Origin of the sequence: Microbacterium salitolerans (assembly GCF_019720895.1) — a bacterium.
Lineage (GTDB): Bacteria > Actinomycetota > Actinomycetes > Actinomycetales > Microbacteriaceae > Microbacterium.
Genome location: NZ_JAHKSH010000005.1, coordinates 382,105 through 399,710 on the forward strand (window position 1 = coordinate 382,105; position 17,606 = coordinate 399,710).

Here is a 17,606-nt window from a genome sequence, read left to right on the forward strand (position 1 = left end):
CCGTCAGTCGTGCGCGACCGGGATGTGCTCGGAGGCCCAGGCGCCGAGCTCATCGAGCACGGGGACGAGAGCGCTGCCGCCCGGCGTGAGCGAGTAGGCGACCGAGACCGGCGGCCCGCTCTGCACCTCGCGGGCGACGAGGCCCACGTTCGCGAGCTCGACGAGGCGATCGGAGAGCACGGCGTCGCTGATGCCGGTGACCGTGCGACGCAGCCGACTGAACGACAGGGTCTCTTCTCGCAGCGCGTCGATGATCATGCCGTTCCAGCGCTTGCCGAGCACGGAGAAGGCGAGCGAGACGGCGGCATCGCACTTCGGAAGATCATGTTCGCTCGTCGCCATCGCCCCAGTCTAGCCGTGCTAGCCTCACACGAGTCGCTCGCTTTTTATTAGCGACTATCTTCAACTGATCGGAGAAACATGCCCCTCTTCCGTCTCGACGCGAGCATCCTTCCGCAGACCTCGGCGAGCCGCGCGCTCGGCGACATCGTGGAGGGCGAGTGGAGCGCCGCGCACCCGAACGATGTCGTCGTGACGCGCGACCTCGCCGCGGATCCGATTCCCGCGACGGCGTGGCAGAACGCCGTCACCGCCGGCTTCACCCCGGAGGAGGACCGCACCGACGCACAGCGGGACGCCAAGACCCTCGCGACGAACCTCGCCGATGAGCTGATCGGCGCCGACGCCCTCCTGTTCGCGATCCCGCTGTATAACTACGGCGTCTCGCAGCACGTCAAGACCTGGTTCGACCTCGCGTACACCGACCCGCGCATCGACCCGAGCGGCACGGCACTCCGCGGCAAGCCCGCGACGCTCGCCATGGTGCTCGGCGGCAACTACGGCCCGGGCTCTCCCAAGGAGGGCTGGGACCACGCGACGGCATGGCTGCGCCGCGTCTTCGAGGACGTGTGGGGCCTCGAGCTCACGGTCGTCGAGCGCCCGTTCACGCTCGTCGGCGTGAACCCCGCACTCGATGCCTTCGCCGACCGGGCCGCCGAGCTGCGCAGCACCGCGGAGGAGGACGCCCGTCAGGCCGGCCGCCGCATGGCCGAGACGCTCACCCGCGCCTGACGGCCGCTCGCCGGACCGCACGTCAGCGGCTCTCCGACGTCTCCGCGCGCCGCACGCGCCGACGTCGGAGAGCCGCTGACGTGAGAGGTCCTACAGTTCGACGCCGACGAAGACCGGCTCGGGATTCAGCTCGATGCCGTACTCGGCCGAGACGCGCATGCGCACGAAGCGCGCGAGCTCGGCGACCTCCTCAGCCGTCGCGCCGCCGCGGTTCGTGAGGGCGAGCGTGTGCTTCGTCGACAGCGTGGCGCGGGATCCGGGCAGGCCGAACCCCTTGCCGAGACCGGACTGCTCGATGAGCCACGCGGCGCTGACCTTCACCGCCTGCGGGGCGCTGCGCGGCGGCGCGATGTAGCCGTCCCACGTCTCGAGCGGGATCACCTGGACCTGCTCGATCTCGGGCTCGACCGGCCACCGGGGGCAGTCGGCGGGCAGTGCGCGCGCCGACCCCTCGTCGATGATCGGGTTGTTGAAGAACGACCCCGCGCTGCGGGTATCGGCATCGGACGCGTCGAGCACCATGCCCTTCGACGCGCGGATCTCGCGCACGGTGTCGCGGATCCACGCGAGAGACGCGTGCCCGGATCCGTCTTCACCCGCGGACCGGACGCCGTCGAGCCCCAGGGCACCGCGGAGGCGCAGATCGGTTACGGGGCGCGGGTCCGTTCCGACGACCTCGAGGTCGAGGGTCAACCCGACGACGACCGCCGAGCGCTCGGGCTCCAGCGCGTAGTGGCGCTTGAGCACGGACGTGCGGGGGCCGAGGCCCAGCTCGGCGGCGGGCACCTCGACGACCCGGTCGGATCCCTCGTCGAGCAGATCGACGGAGACGAGCGTCTGCACGATCTCCTGCCCATACGCGCCCACGTTCTGGATGGGCGCGGCGCCCGCCGTCCCGGGGATCCCGCTCATCGCCTCGATGCCGGCGAGTCCCTGCGCGACGGCCCACGCGACGAACTCGTCCCAGTTCTGACCCGCCTCGATGCGCACGCGCTGGTACCCCTCGCGCGCGCCGTCCACGAGGGAGTGCCCCGACGTCAGGATGCGCACCACGGTGCCGTCGAACGGCTCGTCGGAGGCGAGCAGGTTGGAGCCGCCGCCCAGCACGAACCACTCGTCGTCCGATGCCCACACCTCGTTCAGCGCCGCGACGAGCTCGTCGCGGGTCGCCGCGTCGACCATGTGCGCGGGAGCGGCGCCCACGCCGAGCGTCGTGAGCTCTGCGAGACGGGTGGTCACGCCGTGCGCTCCGGGACGACGACGGCCTGCGCCTTGCCGAGCACCTTCTCCTCGCCGTGAATGACGGCGAGGTCGATGCGCACGGATCCGTCGTCCTTCACGAGACCGACGGCGGCGGTGACCACGACGTCCGCCCCCTGCTCGGCGTCGACGACGATGGGCTTGGTGAACCGCACGACGTACGAGGCGAGCTGCGCCGCGTCGCCCAGCCACGCGGTGAGAACCGACGACCCGATGCCCATCGTGAGCATGCCGTGCGCGAGCACGCCGGGAAGGCCCACGCGCGCTGCGACGTCGTCGCGGTAGTGGATCGGATTGAGGTCTCCCGACGCGCCGGCGTAGCGCACGAGGGATTCGCGCGTGAGGTGCACCGTGCGCTCGGCGACGACCTGCCCCTTCTCGAGACCTGTGAGCGAGACCATCAGGCGTCCTCCTCCGATCCGATGAGCAGCGTCGAGCTGGCCGTGACGACATGTGCGCCGTCGGCGTCGGTGACCACGGTCTCGCTCGCGACCATGTGCGCGGATCCCATCTGGCGCACGCGCGTGACCCGCAGGCGACCCGTGAGCTCGTCGCCCGCGACGATCGGGCGCGTGTACGCGAACTGCTGGTCGGTGTGCAGCGCGCGCTCGAGCACGACGCCCGTGGACGGATCCGCCAGGAGCTGCTGCAGCGTGCGGTCCGCGATGACCATCGCGAAGGTCGGCGGGGCGACGACGTCGGCGTAGCCCTGCGCGCGGGCGGCCTCGACGTCGGTGTGCTGCTCCGCGGTCGCGAAGACCGCACGAGCGAACTCGCGCACCTTCTCGCGGCCCACGAGGTACGCATCCGTCGGCGGGAACTCCCGCGACGCGAGATCCGGATCGACTGCCATGTTTCTCAGTTCTCCTTATTCTTGCGCTGTGCGCGGATGGCCTTCTGAGCCATCTGCACGGCGATCACGACGAGGAATGCGGCGAACAGCATGTTCGCGACGAAGGGATCCACGACTCCCGCGACGAGCGCGCCGAGCGGGGTCGTGAGCACGGTCGCGAGGGCCACCGTGCCCGCCGCGATGAAGTCGACGTTGTGGTTCTTCGCGTTGCGCACGGCGCCCGAGATCGTCGTCGGGATCATCATGAGCAGGCTCGTGCCCTTCGCGACGAGGTCGCTCGTGCCGAACACGAGGATCAGCACGGGCACGACGATGATGCCGCCGCCGACGCCGATGAGGCCCGACAGGATGCCCGTGAGCACGCCGAGGGCGACCAGCGCGAGGCCCAGCCAGACGTTCATGGGCACGGCCGTCACGTCGCGATCCGGGATGATGAAGAACAGGCTGATCATGACGACGGCGAGGAAGCCGACGAAGAACCAGCGCAGGAACGCCTCGCTCAGTCGGTGCAGCAGCTGCGCGCCGATCGGGGCGCCCACGATGCCGCCGACGGCGAGGAGAGCGGCCGCGAGCCAGTCGACGTTGCCGTCGATCGCGTAGGTGATGACGCCGACGGCCGCCGTGACGATGATCGACGCCCCCGACGTGCCGGAGGCCAGCTTCTGCCCGAAGAGCGCGAACGTGACGAGAAGCGGCACGATGACCGTGCCGCCGCCGACGCCGAAGAGCCCCGACATGAACCCCGAGACGAGGCCGATGGCGAGGAAGGTGAGCAGGGCTTTCGGGCCACGGGCCTTCAGAGCGGAGATCATGCGCGAATCACCCGCCCCACCTTACTCGCGGGTCTCGCCGATCCTCCCCGCGCGGCTCTCCCTCCGCCGCACGCACCGAGGGCGGCGCACGTGCCCCCGCAGTGCGCCGCCGTCGATGTGGTCTGCGTCAGCTCGCGTAGAGCGCGACGTGCCCCGCAGCCACGTCGATGTCGACCGTGCGATCCGCGTCGGAGCGCTCTTCGAGCGAGCTCTCGACGTTCCCCGCTTCGCGCTGCACCGACACGTCATACGGCACGTCGGGCAGGGTCAGCTCGGCGGAGCCGGCCGTGAGGTCGACGGACACCGCCTCGGGCGGATCCCCCGTGAAGTCGGCATCCAGACGACCGGCCATGACCGTCAGATCGGCCGTGCGCACGCTGTCGAGCTCGAGGACCGCTCGGCCCGCGGCCATCTCGGACGCGACGGTCTCGGCGGATCCCTCGATCTCGAGCGAGCCGGCCTCCATCCCGTAGGTGACCTCGCCGAAGACGCCCTCGGCCGTGAACTCCCCCGCCGCGACGTCGACGTCGAGGTCGATGCCCTCGTAGCTCTCGGGGAGCGTCAGCGTGGCCTCCGCGCGCTCGCCCCAGTTGCCCGGGCCGAAGAGGTTGAACTCGCCGCGCGGGGACGAGACGACGATCGTGCCGCCGCTCCGGTCGAACGTCCATGCGCCCTGCGATGTCCTCGAGCGGAACTCGACCTCGTCGACGTCCGCGAACCGGATGTCGAGCTCGCCGGCCTGCAGATCGATGTCGAGCGCGTCGTCGCCGACGGCCGCGGGGAGGCTCGAGGTCGCCTCTTCGGCCGTGCTCGAGTACATCGTCGTGCCGACGGTTGCGAAGGCCGCCCCGACGCCCGAGACGACGAGCGCTCCCGCACCGAGCACGGTCACGGTGATGGCGAGGGCGCGCGCTCCGACGCGAGAGGCATCGCTCTGCGCGGCGGGCGGGGATGCCGCGGGCTGCGGCGCGGGTGGCTGCGGCGCGGGATACGACGGCTGCGGACCCTGGGGCGCGGGAGGCGTGGGCTGGGTGTCGCTCATCGGTGGGTTCCGTTCTGCGGCGCGCTCGGCCCGACGGGGCCCGGCGCGGCGGTGGCGTCGATATGGGCGAGCACCGCCAGCACGCGGCGGTTGCCGTGCTGGCCGTGCTCGAGGTCGAGCTTCTGGAAGATCGACGTGATGTGCTTCTCGACCGCGCCCTCGCTGACGAACAGGAGGCGCGAGATGGCGGCGTTGCTCTTGCCCTCGGCGATCAGCGACAGCACGGATCGCTCGCGCTCCGTGAGCCGGCCGATCTTCTCGTCGCGGGAGCGACGGGCGAACAGCTGCGCCACGACCTCGGGATCCAGGACGGTCGCGCCCTCATGGATCCGCTCGACCGACTCGAGGAAGTCGGCGACGTCGGTCACCCGGTCCTTGAGCAGGTAGCCGACCGCGCCGCCCTGCTGGGCGATGAGGTCGCTCGCGTAGCGCTCCTCGACGTACTGCGAGAGCACGAGCACGGCCTGCGACGGATCCTGCTTCCGCAGCCCGAGGGCCGCGCGGATCCCCTCGTCCGTGAACGTGGGAGGGAGCCGCACGTCGACGATCGCGAGATCGGGGACGAGATCCGCGACCTTCTCGAGCGCCCGAGAGGCGTCGGGCAGTGCCGCGACCACCTCGTGTCCGGCGTCGGCGAGCAGGCGCGAGAGCCCCTCGCGCAGGAGGACGGAGTCCTCGACGATCAGGATGCGCATGGCACGCTCACCTCCAGTGATGTGGGGCCGCCGGCGGGGCTGTCGAGCCGTGAGGATCCACCGAGGGCCGTGATGCGATTCTGGATGCCGTCGAGCCCGCCGCCGGCGAGGACGCGCGCCCCTCCGACGCCGTTGTCCTCGACGCGCGCCCACAGGATTCCCTGCTCAGGGCGCGAGCGGACGGTCACGCGGCAGTCGGTCGCGCGGGAGTGCTTCGCCGCGTTCGTGAGGCTCTCGGCGATCGCGAAGTAGAGCGCGGCCTCCGCATCACGTCCGGCGCGCTGCTCCATGCGCACGTCGAGTGCGACGGGGATGTGCGAGCGGCTCGCGAGCGCGCTGAGGGCGGCGTCGAGGCCGCGGTCGTCGAGGACGGAGGCGTGGATTCCGCGGGCGAGCTGACGCAGCTCGGTGATCGCGGCCTTCGTCGAGGTGTGCGCCTCGGCGACGAGCTGCTTGGCCGTGTCGGGATCCGAGTCGATCTTCGTCTGTGCGAGGCCGAGCGTCATGCCGACGGACACGAGCCGGGGCTGGACCCCGTCGTGCAGATCGCGCTCGATGCGGGTGCGCTCGACGTCGCTCGCGCGGATCGCGCCCTGCCGCTGCGTGACGGCGTCGCGCGCCTGGGCGGCGAGCTGCGCCTCGCGGATCGGCGCGATGAGCACCCGGGCAAGGGCGCCGTGCAGCATCGCGAGGCCGACGAGCGCGGCGAGCGCGAGCACGGACACGATGATGCCGACGAGCGGCGCGTAGGTGAGATCGAAGCGGAATTCCCAGATCTCGGCGACGCCCTCCGGGGCGTAGAGCGGCGCGAACGCCGTCGCGACCGACGACACGAGGAGCATGGCGATCCCGAAGGTGATCCAGCCGAGCACGGTCGCGATCGCGAGGTGGGCGATCGCTCGCCACATGGCGCCGTCGGTGAACTGGACCCAGATCGTGTGCAGGAAGCCGACGAATCCGCGCTTGGGCGAGCGCCGGGCTTTGAGCATCGGCAGGCCGAACTCGTAGAGGCCCTCGACGCGGGCCGTCTCGAGGAAGGCGGCGGCGTAGAGCGCGTAGACCATGCCGACCAGCAGGATCGCGCCGACGCCGAGGAACGGGAGCCCCGCGACGCCGAAGACGAGCAGCGAGCCGATGATCGTGAACACGGCCGTGCCGTAGAGGCCCATGAATGCGAGGTGCGCGACCCCGCCGGCGAGCCGGAGCGGGGTGTTGACGCGCGGTGGCGCCCCGGTGAGCGGGGCAGTCGTGGAAGTCATGGTTCAAAGCTACGGGCGCGGATCCGCCGCCACAGCGGGGACGACCGCCCACCTCGGAGGGGGATATCCCCCTCCAGCGTCGCGTCAGCGGCCCGCGCTCCCCGGCTCCCCCGCGCCCGTGACCTCCCGAACGATCGTCTCGAAGGCCTGCGCGTCCGGGTGATCCGGGTCCGCGCGCCGAACGAGCAGCAGATCGACGGGATCGATGTCGACGATGTCGACGTAGGCGAGCCCCTCCCGCGCGTAGTGCGTCGATGCGGAGCGCGCCGCGATGTTGGCGCCGATGCCCGCGACGCACAGGTCCATGAGGCCGGGGACGTCGTCCGAGACGCCCGTCACGCGCGGGTGGCTCCCGTCGGGTCGGGGATCGATGAGCCACAGCTCGCGTGCGGCCGGCGTGGCGTCGCTCGCGAACACGAACCCCAGGTCGTTCGTCTCGTCGATGCGCACGCTGTCGCGCCGCGCGAGCGGGTGGTCGTCGCGGAGGACGAGCACGCGATCCTCGGATCCGATGCGGAGCGCCCGATAGTCGCCGTCGGCGAGGAACGGCTCGATCGTGAACGCCACGTCGACGTCGCCCGCGGCGAGCGCGGGCCTCGCATCGACGAAGCCGAGCCGCACGATCTCGAGTCGCAGGCCCGGGCGACGGCGGGTGACGTCGGCGAAGATCCGCCCCGTGTGCGCGCCCGCACCCGAGGCGAAGATCCCCACACGCAGGGGCCGCGACGGCCGCCCCCTCCCCTCCGCCCAGGCGAGCACCGCGGCGTGCGCCTCGACAGCACTCCGGGCGAGCGGCAGCAGCTCCTCTCCCGCGGCGGTGAGCGCGACGCCGCGCGGGGAGCGCTCGAAGAGGATCCTGCCCGACTGCCTCTCGAGGCGGCTGATCTGCTGGCTCAGCGACGGCGAGCTGATGTGCAGACGCTCGGCCGCGCGGCCGAAGTGCAGCTCCTCGGCGAGCGTCGCGAAATAGCGCAGCGCGGCCTCGGAGATGTGCATAGGCCATGTTAGGCACGGCCTAATACTCGGTGGGGAGATCGAACTGGTCACGGCCGCGTGCGGGGCAGAAGCTGGGGAGCGTCCCGAATCCCTCGATGAGGAGGAACCTCATGACCGAGTCCGCATCCAGCGCGCTGCCCGCCGGCCCGCTCCCCTACCTGCTCGACGAGGCCGAGGGCGACAAGCTCGTCCTGTTCGATCAGCTGTTCACGCTGCTCACGACGTCGCCGCAGACCGAGGGCCAGTTCGACGCCTTCGTCACGGAGGGGCGTCCGGGCCAGGCCGTCCCCGCGCACTTCCACGCGCTCACGCACGAGACGTTCTTCGTGATGGAGGGGGCGCTGCGCCTCTGGATCGACGACCAGAACGGCCACCGTGAGACGCGGATCCTCGAGGCCGGCGGATTCGGCTACGTGCCGAAGAACACGATCCACTCGTACCGCATCGAGAAGACGGGCAAGGTCTTCGGTGTGACGAGCGGCGGCTTCAGCGACTTCTTCCGCGCGATCGCGAAGCCGACCGATGTCGCCGGCATCCCGGAGCCCGACCAGATCCACATCCCCGACTTCGCGCTCATGGCCGCGGAGGGCGCGAAGCACGACGTGAACTTCGTCGAGGGCTACGAGCTGTTCGACTGATGTCGACGCTGATCCACCGCGACGTCCCGTACCGCGCCGTCGAGGGATACCGCCCGCTGTCGCTCGACCTGCACCTGCCGGCATCCGAGCGTCCGCCCGTCATCGTGTTCCTGCACGGCGGCGGGTGGCGGCGCGGCAGCCGGGCGATGTTCTACCCGGGCGTCTCGGAGCGCGAGAGCTTCGGCCGTCTGACCGACGCCGGATTCGCGGTCGCGAGCGTCGACTACCGCCTGAGCGGCGAGGCGACCTTCCCGGCGCAGTCCGACGACGTCTCCGCGGCACTCGCATGGATCCGCACCGCCGGCGCCGAGGAGCACGGGCTCGACGCCTCGCGCATCGTCATGTGGGGCGAATCGGCGGGCGGCCACCTCGCGGCACTCGCGGCCCTGACGGATCCGCCCCTCGCGGGCGCCGTGTGCTGGTACGCCCCGTCGGATCTCACGACGTTCCCGCGGGATCCGTCCGATCCCGAGCCGACGCGGGAGGAGCAGCTGCTCGGCGGGACCGCGCGCGACCTGCCCGAGCTCGCCCGCGCCGCGAGCCCCGCCCTGCGGGTCGACCCCGGATGCCCGCCGTTCCACATCGCGCACGGCGACGCCGACGACCTCGTGCCGCCCGCGCAGAGCGAAGCCCTCGCGGCAGCCGTGTGTGCGGCCGGCGGCGACGCGGAGCTCATCCTCGTGCCCGGCGCGAGCCATATGTGGCGCGGCGTCGCAGACTCGGCGACGGTGTTCGACCCCGCGATCGCATTCGCGCGGCGGGTGACGAGGGTGTCACCGTCGACGTAGCGTGTGCTTCACAGTTGCTCGCCAGCTGCGCAGGTCGTGAGCGAAGAGCTCAGTGCACGGGGTCGCGCAGAATGGTGCGCAACGCGCCCTGGGGAGTCTCGCGCGTAAAGCCGTCGAGGTGGATCTCGTGATGCGGACCACTTCGACCGACCCCCTGCTCGTCGGCGAACGCGCCGAGACGCTCGAGCGTGGCGAACTCCTCGGAGAACGGCCCATGGTGCATGACCTGCACGACAACCTGCTCGGGGACGTCGCAGAGGTCGATGACGTCCTCGATCCGGTCCGCTCTGCTCGCCGCGCGCGCCCGCGCTGCTGCCAGTTCCATGGTCGTGGTGCTGCCCGGCACAGCGGCGAGGACTCGATACCGCAACGTCGGCACCGGACGGGACGTGTAGAAGTCGGCGATCCCGACCGGCGCAGATCCCTCCTCCGGGTACCAGTACTGAAGCTCGATGACGGGGGACGCTTCTCCTGTGACCTGCCCCGCGATGGCCCCGATCAGCGCCATCTTGCGATAGAACTCATCGGTGCCGGGAGACCCTGAGCCAGAGATCGATGCGTACGTGACCGCCGGGACGCGAACCAGCTCGGGTTCGTCTGGCGCATCAAGATGCCGAGCGACAGCCATTGCAACCTTCCTTCGTTCCGTCCGGGTCGCATCACCGTGCCTCCCGGCGCCCTTCGCTTCTCAGCGCGATGTGTCGGCGGGGTCGGTACGGGCGATCGTATCGTTCAGCCCGGAACGGATCGTCGACATCGTGCGGGCGAACGCCTGATCGATGTCGATGTCGAGCCTCTCGGCGAGAACGAAGACCCACCAGAGGCTCTCTGAGAGCTTGTGCCTCAGCTCTGCCTCGCTGTCGCCCTCGATCTTCCACGTTCCCTCCTGGGCGAGAAGAAGGCGACCGATGTGGCCGACGTCGTTGGAGAACCCGAGCATGAGCTCATGCAGAGTCCAGGTCCTGCCGTTGAAGCGCTGCTCGAGGATCTCGTAGAGGCGGCGGACCGCCAGAGCTTCGTCACGTGCCGCATCGAGGCCGGTCGTCTCATTCATCAGTCATGCCTTTCGCGAGAGCTGCAATCCATCGTCCGCGCCTGTCGCGCGTTCTGAGCGGGGAACGGCGCCAGTGCCGCGCCGTGCAAGAGCGACGAGCGCGTGCCGGGACTCGCCATCGGCGGCCCGAATAGCGAACCCCGTGGCGAGCGTGATCAGGAATCGGGCGAGTTCGTCTGCATCCTCGTCCGGACGGAGGTCGCCCTCCTGGATGGCGCGGCGGAACCTGTCGGCAAGGCGCGCCTGAATCGCTCGACGATTCTCGGCGAGGAGAGAGAAGGCATCCGCTTCAGGAGTGACCATCGCCTGAACGGACAGACAGCCGGCCGGTTGTCCCGGCGTCGTCACCGCCTCGGCGTTCCCCGTGAGAAACGCCTCCGCGACCTGGTGCGCGGTCGGCAATCTCAAGGCTGCTTCGACATACTCCAGATTGCGAGCAACATAGCGCTCAAGCGCGGCGTCGAAGAGCTGCGCCTTGTCCCCGAAAGCACGGTAGAGGGCAGGCCTGCTGATCCCCATCGCCTCTGTGAGCTCGGCGATTCCCGCGGCCTCGTACCCGTGTCGCCAGAATGTCTCGATGGCCGCGTCCAGCGCAGCGCTCGGCTCGAACGCGCGCGGTCGTCCTCCTGGTGCCATCGGTGCCTCCTCTGCGGTTGCGTAACGATCGGTACGAAACTAGCATCTCATATGCGACGGCCATGACAACCTCCCGCTCCACGAACACGGCATGAGTACGCTCAGGCACTGGCGAGGAGGCCGGACACTCACCGACGAATCTGCCCCACATCCGAAGGGAGCTCTCATGCTCATCGATCTTCACGGGCGCACAGCCCTGGTCACGGGTTCGACACAGGGCATCGGGCGGGCGATCGCCGCTGCACTCGCCGATTCCGGCGCCCGCGTTGCCATCAACGGGCGCCGCTCCCACAGTGTGGACTCTGCCATCGACGAGCTGCACAACGAGAGCGCTGAGCGCGATCTCGTCGCGGCGCCCGGCGATATCACCGACAAGGCGGGGGGCCACGCAGTGCACGCGGCCATGCCCGACGTCGATATCCTCGTGAACAACCTCGGGATCTTCGGAACCACGCCGGCTCTCGACATCACGGACGAAGAATGGCGGCGCTACTTCGACGTGAATGTCCTCGCCGCTGTCCAGCAGATCCGCGCCACGCTTCCCGGCATGAAGGAGCGTGGGTGGGGTCGCATCCTGAACATCGCCAGCGACTCCGCCGTCGTCATTCCCGAGGAGATGATCCACTACGGAATGTCGAAGACCGCTCTGCTGGCCGTGTCCCGCGGCTTCGCGAAGGAGGCCGCCGGCACCGGCGTCACCGTGAACTCCGTGATCGCCGGCCCCACACACACCGGGGGCGTGGAGAACTTCGTGTACGAGCTGGTGGATTCCGACACGCCATGGGAGGAGGCCCAGCGCGAGTTCATGCGCACGCACCGGCCCCAGTCGCTTCTGCAGCGACTCATCGAGCCTCAGGAAATCGCCAACATGGTGACCTACCTCGCCTCCCCTCTCGCATCTGCCACGACCGGTGCGGCCGTGCGCGTCGACGGGGGCTACATCGACTCGATCGTCCCGTAGACGCAGGCAGCGGGTCGCGAGGAGAGACCCGAGTCGCGCGCAACTCGACCCCCGGGGGCACTTCGACGCCCCGAAAGGCCCGAGCGAGCCGTCAGAGTTCTCGAACGCGATAGAGCCGTGCCGCGGCGATGAGCCCGCACGTCACTCCGATGACGCCGATCAGCGCACCGATACTGGCGACGCCGACGATCGAGAGCCCGGCGAAGGCCCCCAGAACGTTCACATGCGATCCGGTCGCCTGAAGAAGCCAGGCGCTTCCCGCGACGACGAACACCGGCGCATAGGCCATCAGGCGGCCTCGCGAGTATCCGACTCGGAAGAAGACGGGGAGCTGAAGCGCCATCGACAGCCCGACGAAGGCGAGGGAGGCGGCACCGGCGATCAGCAGGATCTCGGAATCGAACGGGGCGCCGCGCACTCTCGCACTGGCGAACGTGACGATGATCGCCAGCGCCACCGACACGAGATAGTAGACGAGGATCGACAGGGTGCGCCCGACCACGACATTGTTCCGAGAGAGCGGGAGCACGCCGTAGAGGGCATCCAGGCGCCCCCGCTCGTCACCGAGGAACGGCGCGGACACCATCAACGACGTCACGGCGGCAGAGGCCATGATGGCCATGCCCGGCACCGGAAGGAGCACACCGACGGCCGCGACCAGCGCCAGAGTGAGAATCGTCTGAGCGCGGAGGAACCAGGAGGACAGGTCCAGGCGAGTGAAGGTCGAGATCACGCGGCGACCGCCCGTCGTTCCGCCGAGAGGTGGATGACGATGTCGTCGACGCTCGCTGCATCGATCACCACCTCCGGACCGAAAGCTGCAGAGTCGGACAGCCGGATGAGTGCGGACCACTGCTGCCCCGACCGCTCCAGCCCCATCAGCGGAGCCACGGGCGGCAGGCCTGCACCTCGGGCCATGGCGAAGACCTCAGCAACGTCGGGGAATCCGCCGTGGTACTCGATCCGACCATCGACGAGCACCACGAGTTCATCGGCAAGGGTCTCGAGATCTGTCGTGATGTGGGTCGAGAACAGCACCGTGTGGCTGGGGTCAAGCATGAATTCGCGGATGAGATCGCCGACGTCACGACGGCTCGCCGGATCCAGCCCGCTGGACGGTTCGTCGAGGATCAGGAGCTCGGGAGCGTGGGCGAGCGCCACCGCGAGGGAGAGCTTCACGCCCTGCCCACGTGACAGCTCGCCCACGCGCTGACTCCGTGGCACCGCGAGCCGAGCGAGCAGCTCACCGAATCGGACGCCGTCCCACCCTGGGTAGAACGGCGCGAATCGGCGATCGAGCGAGCTCACTGTCCACTCCGGGGCCGCGAGGGGCTGATCCAGCACGACGCCGATCCGCGCCAGCGCCGGAGGTGCACCCGCAGGATGCCCAAGAACCTCGACCTCGCCGGATTCGGGTACCAACAGGCCGAGCAGGGCGCGGATGACCGTGGTCTTCCCTGCGCCGTTGGGTCCGACGAGACCGATGACGGCGCCGCGCGGAAGGGCAAGAGAGACCCCTTCGACGGCGAAGGCCGGTCGTCGTACCTGCAGGTCGGTGATGTCCACGACACGGTCAGTCATCTTCACTCCAGATCTCATCGAGGCGGTGATGGGTGTCCGTCAGACTCAGCTGTGCGTGGCGCGCGGCACGACGAAGATCCCGGAGCGCGTCATCGACGCGCTCCCTCAGGGCCGCGGATGCGACGCCCGGTTCGACCGCCAGGACCACGAAGCCATGTCCGTGCCTGCGCTCCACGAGGCATTCCGCGACGAGATCGTTGTACGCGCGTGTGACAGTGATCACACTGACACGGAGATCCGCAGCGAGCTGCCGCAACGACGGCAGCGTCTGCCCCGGCAGCACCTCCCCGGAGAGGATCGCTGAACGGGCCTGCCTCTTGATCTGCTCGTAGATCGGTGTGGCCGAGCCCGTCGACACCACGACGCGCATCACGCTCCCAACTGTTCTTGTGATTAGCAACAGTAGATCATTTGAGCGAAGATCGCGACCCCCACGAAGGCCACTCCTCCGGCCACCCGAACCGCCGCCGAGTGCGGAGACTGTGAGCGCTATCCGGCGCGACCCCCACCGTGCACGCCGACGTGCTGCTCGGCGCGCGCGTGGGCAATGCGTCGGGCCACCTCAGGCGGCATCGCGCCGCGCTCGGCGACGACCTGCAGGGCGAGGCCGTCGCAGAGCGCGAGCAGCTCGGTCGCGGACTCCCGCGCGGATCCCTCGGGCGCTCCCGCGGCGACGAGCAGCTCCGCGAGGACGGTGCGCTGGCGCGACGTGAATGAGACGAAGGCGTCGTTCGTCGCATCGTCGACAGCCGCGTGCGCGGCGAAGGCCATCCAGACGCGGGTGAGCACGTCGACGCTGCTGGCCGGCACGCGGGCATCGATCGCGATGCCCAGTCCGTCCCGCGGCGACGCCTCCTCGCGTGCGGCGTCGAGCTGCTCCTCCGCCGCGGCAACGACGATGTCCATGACGGCCGCGACCATGGCGGCTTTCGTCGGGAAGTGGTGCTGCACGGCGCCGATCGACAGACCGGCCCTGGCGCCCACGCGCCGGACGCTGAGCCCCTCCATGCCCTCGTCGGCGACGACGGCCAGCACGGCGCGCATCGCGTGGTCACGGGGAGCGAGATCGGCCATAGGGACCACCATACAGACGTATGCCGTACCGGACGTGCGCTCCGGCCGCGGACACAAAAGAAGCGCCTCCACAATGGAGGCGCTTCGTCTGTAGCAGGAGCGGGGCTTGAACCCGCGACCTCACGATTATGAGTCGTGCGCTCTCACCAACTGAGCTACCCTGCCGCAGCACATCTTTCGATGATGCGAGCCCCGAGTCAGGATTGAACTGACGACCCCTTCCTTACCATGGAAGTGCTCTACCACTGAGCTATCGGGGCGCGTTGCCGTAAGTGGGCAACCAGAAGATCATAGCAAAACCAGTTCGGATCCTCGAATCACGATCCGCCGGGCGTTGCGCCGATCTGAGACCTAACCGCCGAGCTGATCATCGACCGCCGACTGGACGGCCGCGGCCTGCTCATCGGAGTAGTGCGTGTTCGCGTGCTCCTCGAGCCACGGCAGCGGATCGATCGCCGTGTCGCCGATGAGCACCTCGAAGTGCAGGTGCGCGCCGTACGAGCGACCGGTGTTACCCGTGAGCCCGACGACATCGCCGACCTCCACGCGCTGCCCCGTCGTGACGCGCAGCGAGCCGTACTGCATGTGCGCGTAGTGCGTCGTGACGAGCTCGCCGTCGATGACGTGATCGATGTAGACGTTGACGCCGTAGGCGCCACCCGCCTCGGTCGCCACGCGCACGACGCCGTCCGCCACCGCCTGGATCGGAGCGCCGTCACCGGGCGTGAAGTCGACGCCCTCGTGCATGCGACCCCAGCGCCAGCCGAACGGCGAGCTCATGCTCGTGCCGACCGCGAAGGGCCACTGGATGTCGGCTGTGGGGTCGTTGTCGAAGAACGCGCCCGCGGTGCTGATGCCGTCGGCCTCGGCCATGGCCGAGAACGTGGAGGCCTCGTATCCCTCGACGTGTTCGAGCGGCGCGGACTCGACATCCTCGCCGGCCACATACGCCTGCAGCTGCTCCTCCGGCTCCTCGGCGCTGGCCTCGGGAGCGCCGTTCGCGAGCGTGCGAGCCTGCGCTTCGGCTGCCACATCGCTCTCGAGCGCGGTCGTCGCGTAGGGCATCGTCGTGCCGACTGCCATCAGCACCACGGCGCCGACGGCCGCGACCGACGCCGTCGCCGCGGCGAAGCGACGGAAGGGCGTCGTGAGCACGCGGTGCGAGGCCGAGTCACGCCGAGTCTTCGGGCGGTCGGCAGCGGGCTCATCGACGCGTACGCGCTCCTGCTCGCCGGTGAAGTTGAGCGCCTCGGCGGCGACCGCGAACTCGTCGCGCGCCGCACGAACGTCGGCGCCGGCCACGGGGACCTCGGGCGCCACCGTCTGCGCGAGCGGCTCGGCGAACTCTTCGGCAGCACCCTCCGGCGCCTGCACCATGGTCGCGGCCTTCGCCAGGTCGCGGCGCTCGCGCCGCGTCAGAGGGCGCGGAGCCTCTTCCGCCTGCTGCGACTGCACCTCGTCGATCGAGACCTCTGCCGTTCGGGCGGCTCGGCGGGTGCGGCGCGTCGGCGCGGCATCGGCCGGGAGGTGTCGAGACGTCAAGCGGGCGCACTTTCTTCAGCGCTCCCTGCGGGAGCGAAGGGGGGATCGGGGGCGTTCGTGAGGGCTCGAGAACCGCTGGGTAACGAACAGATAACTACGGTAGCCCATTTGGGGGACAGACGCCATTCGCGGGATCCGCTCTCAGAGCCATGCCACTGTGCTCCCAGAGAACACACTGATGGCGCAGGGAATCCCTCAGTCTTCGGAGGCGGTTCCCACGACCCGTTCGACGATGCGCTCCACCAGCGCGGCGGAGCCGGCGATCGTCATGCGGCGCCCGAAGCGGTCGCCCGGAAGCTCCTCGACGGATCCGCCCGCCTCCGAGACGATGAGGGCGCCGGCCGCGAGATCCCACGGCTTGAGGCCCCGTTCGAAGTACGCGTCGAGACGCCCCGCCGCGACGTAGCTGAGGTCGATGGCGGCCGCGCCGATGCGGCGCACGTCGCGCGCGATCGGCATGACGCGCTGCACGGTGTCGATGTCATCGGCATGCGTGCGGGAGTCGTAGCCGAAGCCCGTGGCGATGAGCGCCCCCGCGGGGAACTCCATCGCGACCGCGAGGCTCTGCGTACCCGCCTCGGATTCGACCTGCGCTCCCCCGCCGCGCACGGCCGAGAACGTCTCGCCCAGCGCGGGGGCCCGCACGACGCCCGCGAGCGCCTCCCACGTCGCGAGCGTGTCGCCGCCGCGCACGGCCGCGATGCTCACGGCATAGCTCGGCATGCCGGACGCGTAGTTGACCGTGCCGTCGATCGGATCCACGACCCACGTGATCCCCGACGCCCCGGCAGTCGCGTCGGACTCCTCGCCGAAGAAGCCGTCGTCGGGACGCTCGCTCGCGAGGCGCGCGCGGATGAGATCCTCGACCTCCCGATCCGCCTCCGTCACGATGTCGGCGAGCGTCGACTTGCTCGCCGCGATGCTGACGCCCTCGGCACGCCGTCGCCGTGCGAGCTCACCCGCCTCGAATGCGATGTCGCGGGCGAGATCACGCAGAGAGGCTTCGAGGGTCATATCGACCACGCTACCGGCACCCTCGCCGCCGAGAAGCCGCCCGTCGTCCCGTTGGACGACCGCAGGGATCCGGGCCACGCGCAGGATCGGACGGCGTGCACTCCCCTGCGCCGCGCATCGCCGTGCTCTTGCACCCGACCCCGCGCCGCGGCGACAGAACGGCCCGGATCTCGCGCGAGATCCGGGCCGTTCTGTCGCGTCAGGCGGGAGGCGACGGGTATTGCCCCGGGGCGGGGCGGGGCGGCGGCGCGGGCGCGGGGTGCTCACGCGTCGCCGGCGCCGCGGGAGGCTGCGCCGGCGGGGCGGGAGGCTGCGGCGGGGCCGCGGGAG

23 protein-coding genes and 2 tRNA genes are annotated in these 17,606 nt (G+C 70.0%); 5 read left to right on the forward strand and 20 right to left on the reverse strand.

Annotation, left to right across the window (positions count from 1 at the left end; all coding sequences use genetic code 11):
- Positions 1–3: 3 nt before the first annotated feature.
- A complete protein-coding gene (locus KOL93_RS13800) occupies positions 4–342 on the reverse strand; it encodes a winged helix-turn-helix transcriptional regulator (RefSeq protein ID WP_221585967.1) in 339 nt (112 codons plus the stop codon).
- A gap of 78 nt (positions 343–420) precedes the next feature.
- Here KOL93_RS13800 and KOL93_RS13805 point away from each other — a divergent pair, with 78 nt between their 5' ends.
- Entirely contained in the window at positions 421–1,071 is a 651-nt protein-coding gene (locus tag KOL93_RS13805) for an FMN-dependent NADH-azoreductase (RefSeq protein WP_221585968.1), read from the forward strand.
- Between the two features lie 90 nt (positions 1,072–1,161).
- Here the strand turns inward: KOL93_RS13805 and KOL93_RS13810 are convergent, their stop codons facing one another.
- The 8 genes from KOL93_RS13810 to KOL93_RS13845 form a co-directional block, all read right to left on the reverse strand.
- Positions 1,162–2,310 (reverse strand): UDP-N-acetylmuramate dehydrogenase, encoded by a 1,149-nt coding sequence (locus KOL93_RS13810; RefSeq protein WP_221585969.1) that lies wholly within the window; start codon positions 2,308–2,310, stop codon positions 1,162–1,164.
- A complete protein-coding gene (locus KOL93_RS13815; protein WP_221585970.1) occupies positions 2,307–2,732 on the reverse strand; it encodes a MaoC/PaaZ C-terminal domain-containing protein in 426 nt (141 codons plus the stop codon). Before KOL93_RS13815 ends, KOL93_RS13810 begins: the two co-directional genes overlap by 4 nt.
- Entirely contained in the window at positions 2,732–3,184 is a 453-nt protein-coding gene (locus KOL93_RS13820) for an FAS1-like dehydratase domain-containing protein (protein WP_221585971.1), read from the reverse strand. The genes KOL93_RS13815 and KOL93_RS13820 overlap by 1 nt, the downstream gene beginning before the upstream one ends.
- A gap of 5 nt (positions 3,185–3,189) precedes the next feature.
- The gene (locus KOL93_RS13825; protein ID WP_260406570.1) at positions 3,190–3,996 is read right to left on the reverse strand and encodes a sulfite exporter TauE/SafE family protein; all 807 of its coding nucleotides are present in this window, start codon (positions 3,994–3,996) and stop codon (positions 3,190–3,192) included.
- A 127-nt stretch (positions 3,997–4,123) separates the two neighbouring features.
- A complete protein-coding gene (locus KOL93_RS13830) occupies positions 4,124–5,038 on the reverse strand; it encodes a DUF4097 family beta strand repeat-containing protein (RefSeq protein ID WP_221585972.1) in 915 nt (304 codons plus the stop codon).
- Positions 5,035–5,733, reverse strand: coding sequence for a response regulator transcription factor (locus KOL93_RS13835; RefSeq protein ID WP_221585973.1), 699 nt, complete (start codon positions 5,731–5,733; stop codon positions 5,035–5,037). Before KOL93_RS13835 ends, KOL93_RS13830 begins: the two co-directional genes overlap by 4 nt.
- Positions 5,721–6,992, reverse strand: coding sequence for a sensor histidine kinase (locus KOL93_RS13840; RefSeq protein WP_221585974.1), 1,272 nt, complete (start codon positions 6,990–6,992; stop codon positions 5,721–5,723). The genes KOL93_RS13835 and KOL93_RS13840 overlap by 13 nt, the downstream gene beginning before the upstream one ends.
- An 84-nt stretch (positions 6,993–7,076) precedes the next feature.
- The gene (locus tag KOL93_RS13845; protein WP_221585975.1) at positions 7,077–7,988 is read right to left on the reverse strand and encodes a LysR family transcriptional regulator; all 912 of its coding nucleotides are present in this window, start codon (positions 7,986–7,988) and stop codon (positions 7,077–7,079) included.
- Between the two features lie 110 nt (positions 7,989–8,098).
- On the opposite strand from KOL93_RS13845, the gene KOL93_RS13850 reads away from it, so the two are divergent.
- Together KOL93_RS13850 and KOL93_RS13855 are read left to right on the forward strand one after the other, a co-directional pair.
- Entirely contained in the window at positions 8,099–8,626 is a 528-nt protein-coding gene (locus KOL93_RS13850) for a quercetin 2,3-dioxygenase (protein WP_221585976.1), read from the forward strand.
- Positions 8,626–9,414, forward strand: a complete 789-nt coding sequence (locus tag KOL93_RS13855) for an alpha/beta hydrolase (protein WP_221585977.1) — start codon at positions 8,626–8,628, stop codon at positions 9,412–9,414. The genes KOL93_RS13850 and KOL93_RS13855 overlap by 1 nt, the downstream gene beginning before the upstream one ends.
- Before the next feature lie 49 nt (positions 9,415–9,463).
- On the opposite strand, the gene KOL93_RS13860 is transcribed toward KOL93_RS13855, so the two are convergent.
- Genes KOL93_RS13860 through KOL93_RS13870 form a run of 3 tightly spaced genes read right to left on the reverse strand, consistent with a single transcriptional unit; the run spans position 9,464 to position 11,104 of the window.
- Positions 9,464–10,042, reverse strand: a complete 579-nt coding sequence (locus KOL93_RS13860) for a GyrI-like domain-containing protein (protein ID WP_221585978.1) — start codon at positions 10,040–10,042, stop codon at positions 9,464–9,466.
- 60 nt (positions 10,043–10,102) lie between these two features.
- Complete coding sequence (locus KOL93_RS13865) at positions 10,103–10,468, reverse strand: nucleoside triphosphate pyrophosphohydrolase family protein (protein WP_221585979.1); 366 nt, start codon at positions 10,466–10,468, stop codon at positions 10,103–10,105.
- 3 nt (positions 10,469–10,471) lie between these two features.
- Positions 10,472–11,104 carry a TetR/AcrR family transcriptional regulator gene (locus KOL93_RS13870; RefSeq protein ID WP_221585980.1) on the reverse strand — a complete coding sequence of 211 codons (633 nt, stop codon included), beginning with the start codon at positions 11,102–11,104 and terminating at the stop codon, positions 10,472–10,474.
- Positions 11,105–11,270: 166 nt separating this feature from the next.
- Here KOL93_RS13870 and KOL93_RS13875 point away from each other — a divergent pair, with 166 nt between their 5' ends.
- The gene (locus KOL93_RS13875) at positions 11,271–12,065 is read left to right on the forward strand and encodes an SDR family NAD(P)-dependent oxidoreductase (RefSeq protein WP_221585981.1); all 795 of its coding nucleotides are present in this window, start codon (positions 11,271–11,273) and stop codon (positions 12,063–12,065) included.
- A 91-nt stretch (positions 12,066–12,156) separates the two neighbouring features.
- On the opposite strand, the gene KOL93_RS13880 is transcribed toward KOL93_RS13875, so the two are convergent.
- The 8 genes from KOL93_RS13880 to KOL93_RS13915 all read right to left on the reverse strand — a co-directional run bounded on the left by KOL93_RS13880 (position 12,157) and on the right by KOL93_RS13915 (position 17,276).
- Entirely contained in the window at positions 12,157–12,798 is a 642-nt protein-coding gene (locus tag KOL93_RS13880; protein ID WP_221585982.1) for an ABC-2 transporter permease, read from the reverse strand.
- On the reverse strand, positions 12,795–13,646 hold the full coding sequence (locus KOL93_RS13885; protein ID WP_221585983.1) for an ABC transporter ATP-binding protein: 852 nt from the start codon (positions 13,644–13,646) through the stop codon (positions 12,795–12,797). Before KOL93_RS13885 ends, KOL93_RS13880 begins: the two co-directional genes overlap by 4 nt.
- Positions 13,639–14,016, reverse strand: a complete 378-nt coding sequence (locus KOL93_RS13890) for a GntR family transcriptional regulator (RefSeq protein ID WP_221586008.1) — start codon at positions 14,014–14,016, stop codon at positions 13,639–13,641. Before KOL93_RS13890 ends, KOL93_RS13885 begins: the two co-directional genes overlap by 8 nt.
- 119 nt (positions 14,017–14,135) lie before the next feature.
- On the reverse strand, positions 14,136–14,720 hold the full coding sequence (locus KOL93_RS13895) for a TetR/AcrR family transcriptional regulator (protein WP_221585984.1): 585 nt from the start codon (positions 14,718–14,720) through the stop codon (positions 14,136–14,138).
- A gap of 91 nt (positions 14,721–14,811) precedes the next feature.
- Positions 14,812–14,885: transfer RNA gene (locus tag KOL93_RS13900), tRNA-Met, on the reverse strand.
- 23 nt (positions 14,886–14,908) lie between these two features.
- A tRNA-Thr gene (locus KOL93_RS13905) sits at positions 14,909–14,980 on the reverse strand.
- 91 nt (positions 14,981–15,071) lie between these two features.
- On the reverse strand, positions 15,072–16,262 hold the full coding sequence (locus KOL93_RS13910) for a M23 family metallopeptidase (protein WP_221585985.1): 1,191 nt from the start codon (positions 16,260–16,262) through the stop codon (positions 15,072–15,074).
- Positions 16,263–16,457: 195 nt separating this feature from the next.
- On the reverse strand, positions 16,458–17,276 hold the full coding sequence (locus tag KOL93_RS13915; protein WP_221585986.1) for an inositol monophosphatase family protein: 819 nt from the start codon (positions 17,274–17,276) through the stop codon (positions 16,458–16,460).
- A 95-nt stretch (positions 17,277–17,371) separates the two neighbouring features.
- Between KOL93_RS13915 and KOL93_RS13920 the strand changes: the two genes are divergently transcribed.
- On the forward strand, positions 17,372–17,606 hold a 235-nt coding region (locus KOL93_RS13920; RefSeq protein ID WP_221585987.1), incomplete at its 3' end, for a hypothetical protein.

Bases quoted from the DNA above. Each gene is read 5' to 3' on its own strand.
- KOL93_RS13800 (WP_221585967.1), bottom strand. From the start codon at position 342: ATGGCGACGAGCGAACATGATCTTCCGAAGTGCGATGCCGCCGTCTCG.
- KOL93_RS13805 (WP_221585968.1), top strand. From the start codon at position 421: ATGCCCCTCTTCCGTCTCGACGCGAGCATCCTTCCGCAGACCTCGGCG.
- KOL93_RS13815 (WP_221585970.1), bottom strand. From the start codon at position 2,732: ATGGTCTCGCTCACAGGTCTCGAGAAGGGGCAGGTCGTCGCCGAGCGC.
- KOL93_RS13820 (WP_221585971.1), bottom strand. From the start codon at position 3,184: ATGGCAGTCGATCCGGATCTCGCGTCGCGGGAGTTCCCGCCGACGGAT.
- KOL93_RS13825 (WP_260406570.1), bottom strand. From the start codon at position 3,996: ATGATCTCCGCTCTGAAGGCCCGTGGCCCGAAAGCCCTGCTCACCTTC.
- KOL93_RS13830 (WP_221585972.1), bottom strand. From the start codon at position 5,038: ATGAGCGACACCCAGCCCACGCCTCCCGCGCCCCAGGGTCCGCAGCCG.
- KOL93_RS13835 (WP_221585973.1), bottom strand. From the start codon at position 5,733: ATGCGCATCCTGATCGTCGAGGACTCCGTCCTCCTGCGCGAGGGGCTC.
- KOL93_RS13840 (WP_221585974.1), bottom strand. From the start codon at position 6,992: ATGACTTCCACGACTGCCCCGCTCACCGGGGCGCCACCGCGCGTCAAC.
- KOL93_RS13845 (WP_221585975.1), bottom strand. From the start codon at position 7,988: ATGCACATCTCCGAGGCCGCGCTGCGCTATTTCGCGACGCTCGCCGAG.
- KOL93_RS13850 (WP_221585976.1), top strand. From the start codon at position 8,099: ATGACCGAGTCCGCATCCAGCGCGCTGCCCGCCGGCCCGCTCCCCTAC.
- KOL93_RS13855 (WP_221585977.1), top strand. From the start codon at position 8,626: ATGTCGACGCTGATCCACCGCGACGTCCCGTACCGCGCCGTCGAGGGA.
- KOL93_RS13860 (WP_221585978.1), bottom strand. From the start codon at position 10,042: ATGGCTGTCGCTCGGCATCTTGATGCGCCAGACGAACCCGAGCTGGTT.
- KOL93_RS13865 (WP_221585979.1), bottom strand. From the start codon at position 10,468: ATGAATGAGACGACCGGCCTCGATGCGGCACGTGACGAAGCTCTGGCG.
- KOL93_RS13870 (WP_221585980.1), bottom strand. From the start codon at position 11,104: ATGGCACCAGGAGGACGACCGCGCGCGTTCGAGCCGAGCGCTGCGCTG.
- KOL93_RS13875 (WP_221585981.1), top strand. From the start codon at position 11,271: ATGCTCATCGATCTTCACGGGCGCACAGCCCTGGTCACGGGTTCGACA.
- KOL93_RS13885 (WP_221585983.1), bottom strand. From the start codon at position 13,646: ATGACTGACCGTGTCGTGGACATCACCGACCTGCAGGTACGACGACCG.
- KOL93_RS13890 (WP_221586008.1), bottom strand. From the start codon at position 14,016: ATGCGCGTCGTGGTGTCGACGGGCTCGGCCACACCGATCTACGAGCAG.
- KOL93_RS13895 (WP_221585984.1), bottom strand. From the start codon at position 14,720: ATGGCCGATCTCGCTCCCCGTGACCACGCGATGCGCGCCGTGCTGGCC.
- KOL93_RS13915 (WP_221585986.1), bottom strand. From the start codon at position 17,276: ATGACCCTCGAAGCCTCTCTGCGTGATCTCGCCCGCGACATCGCATTC.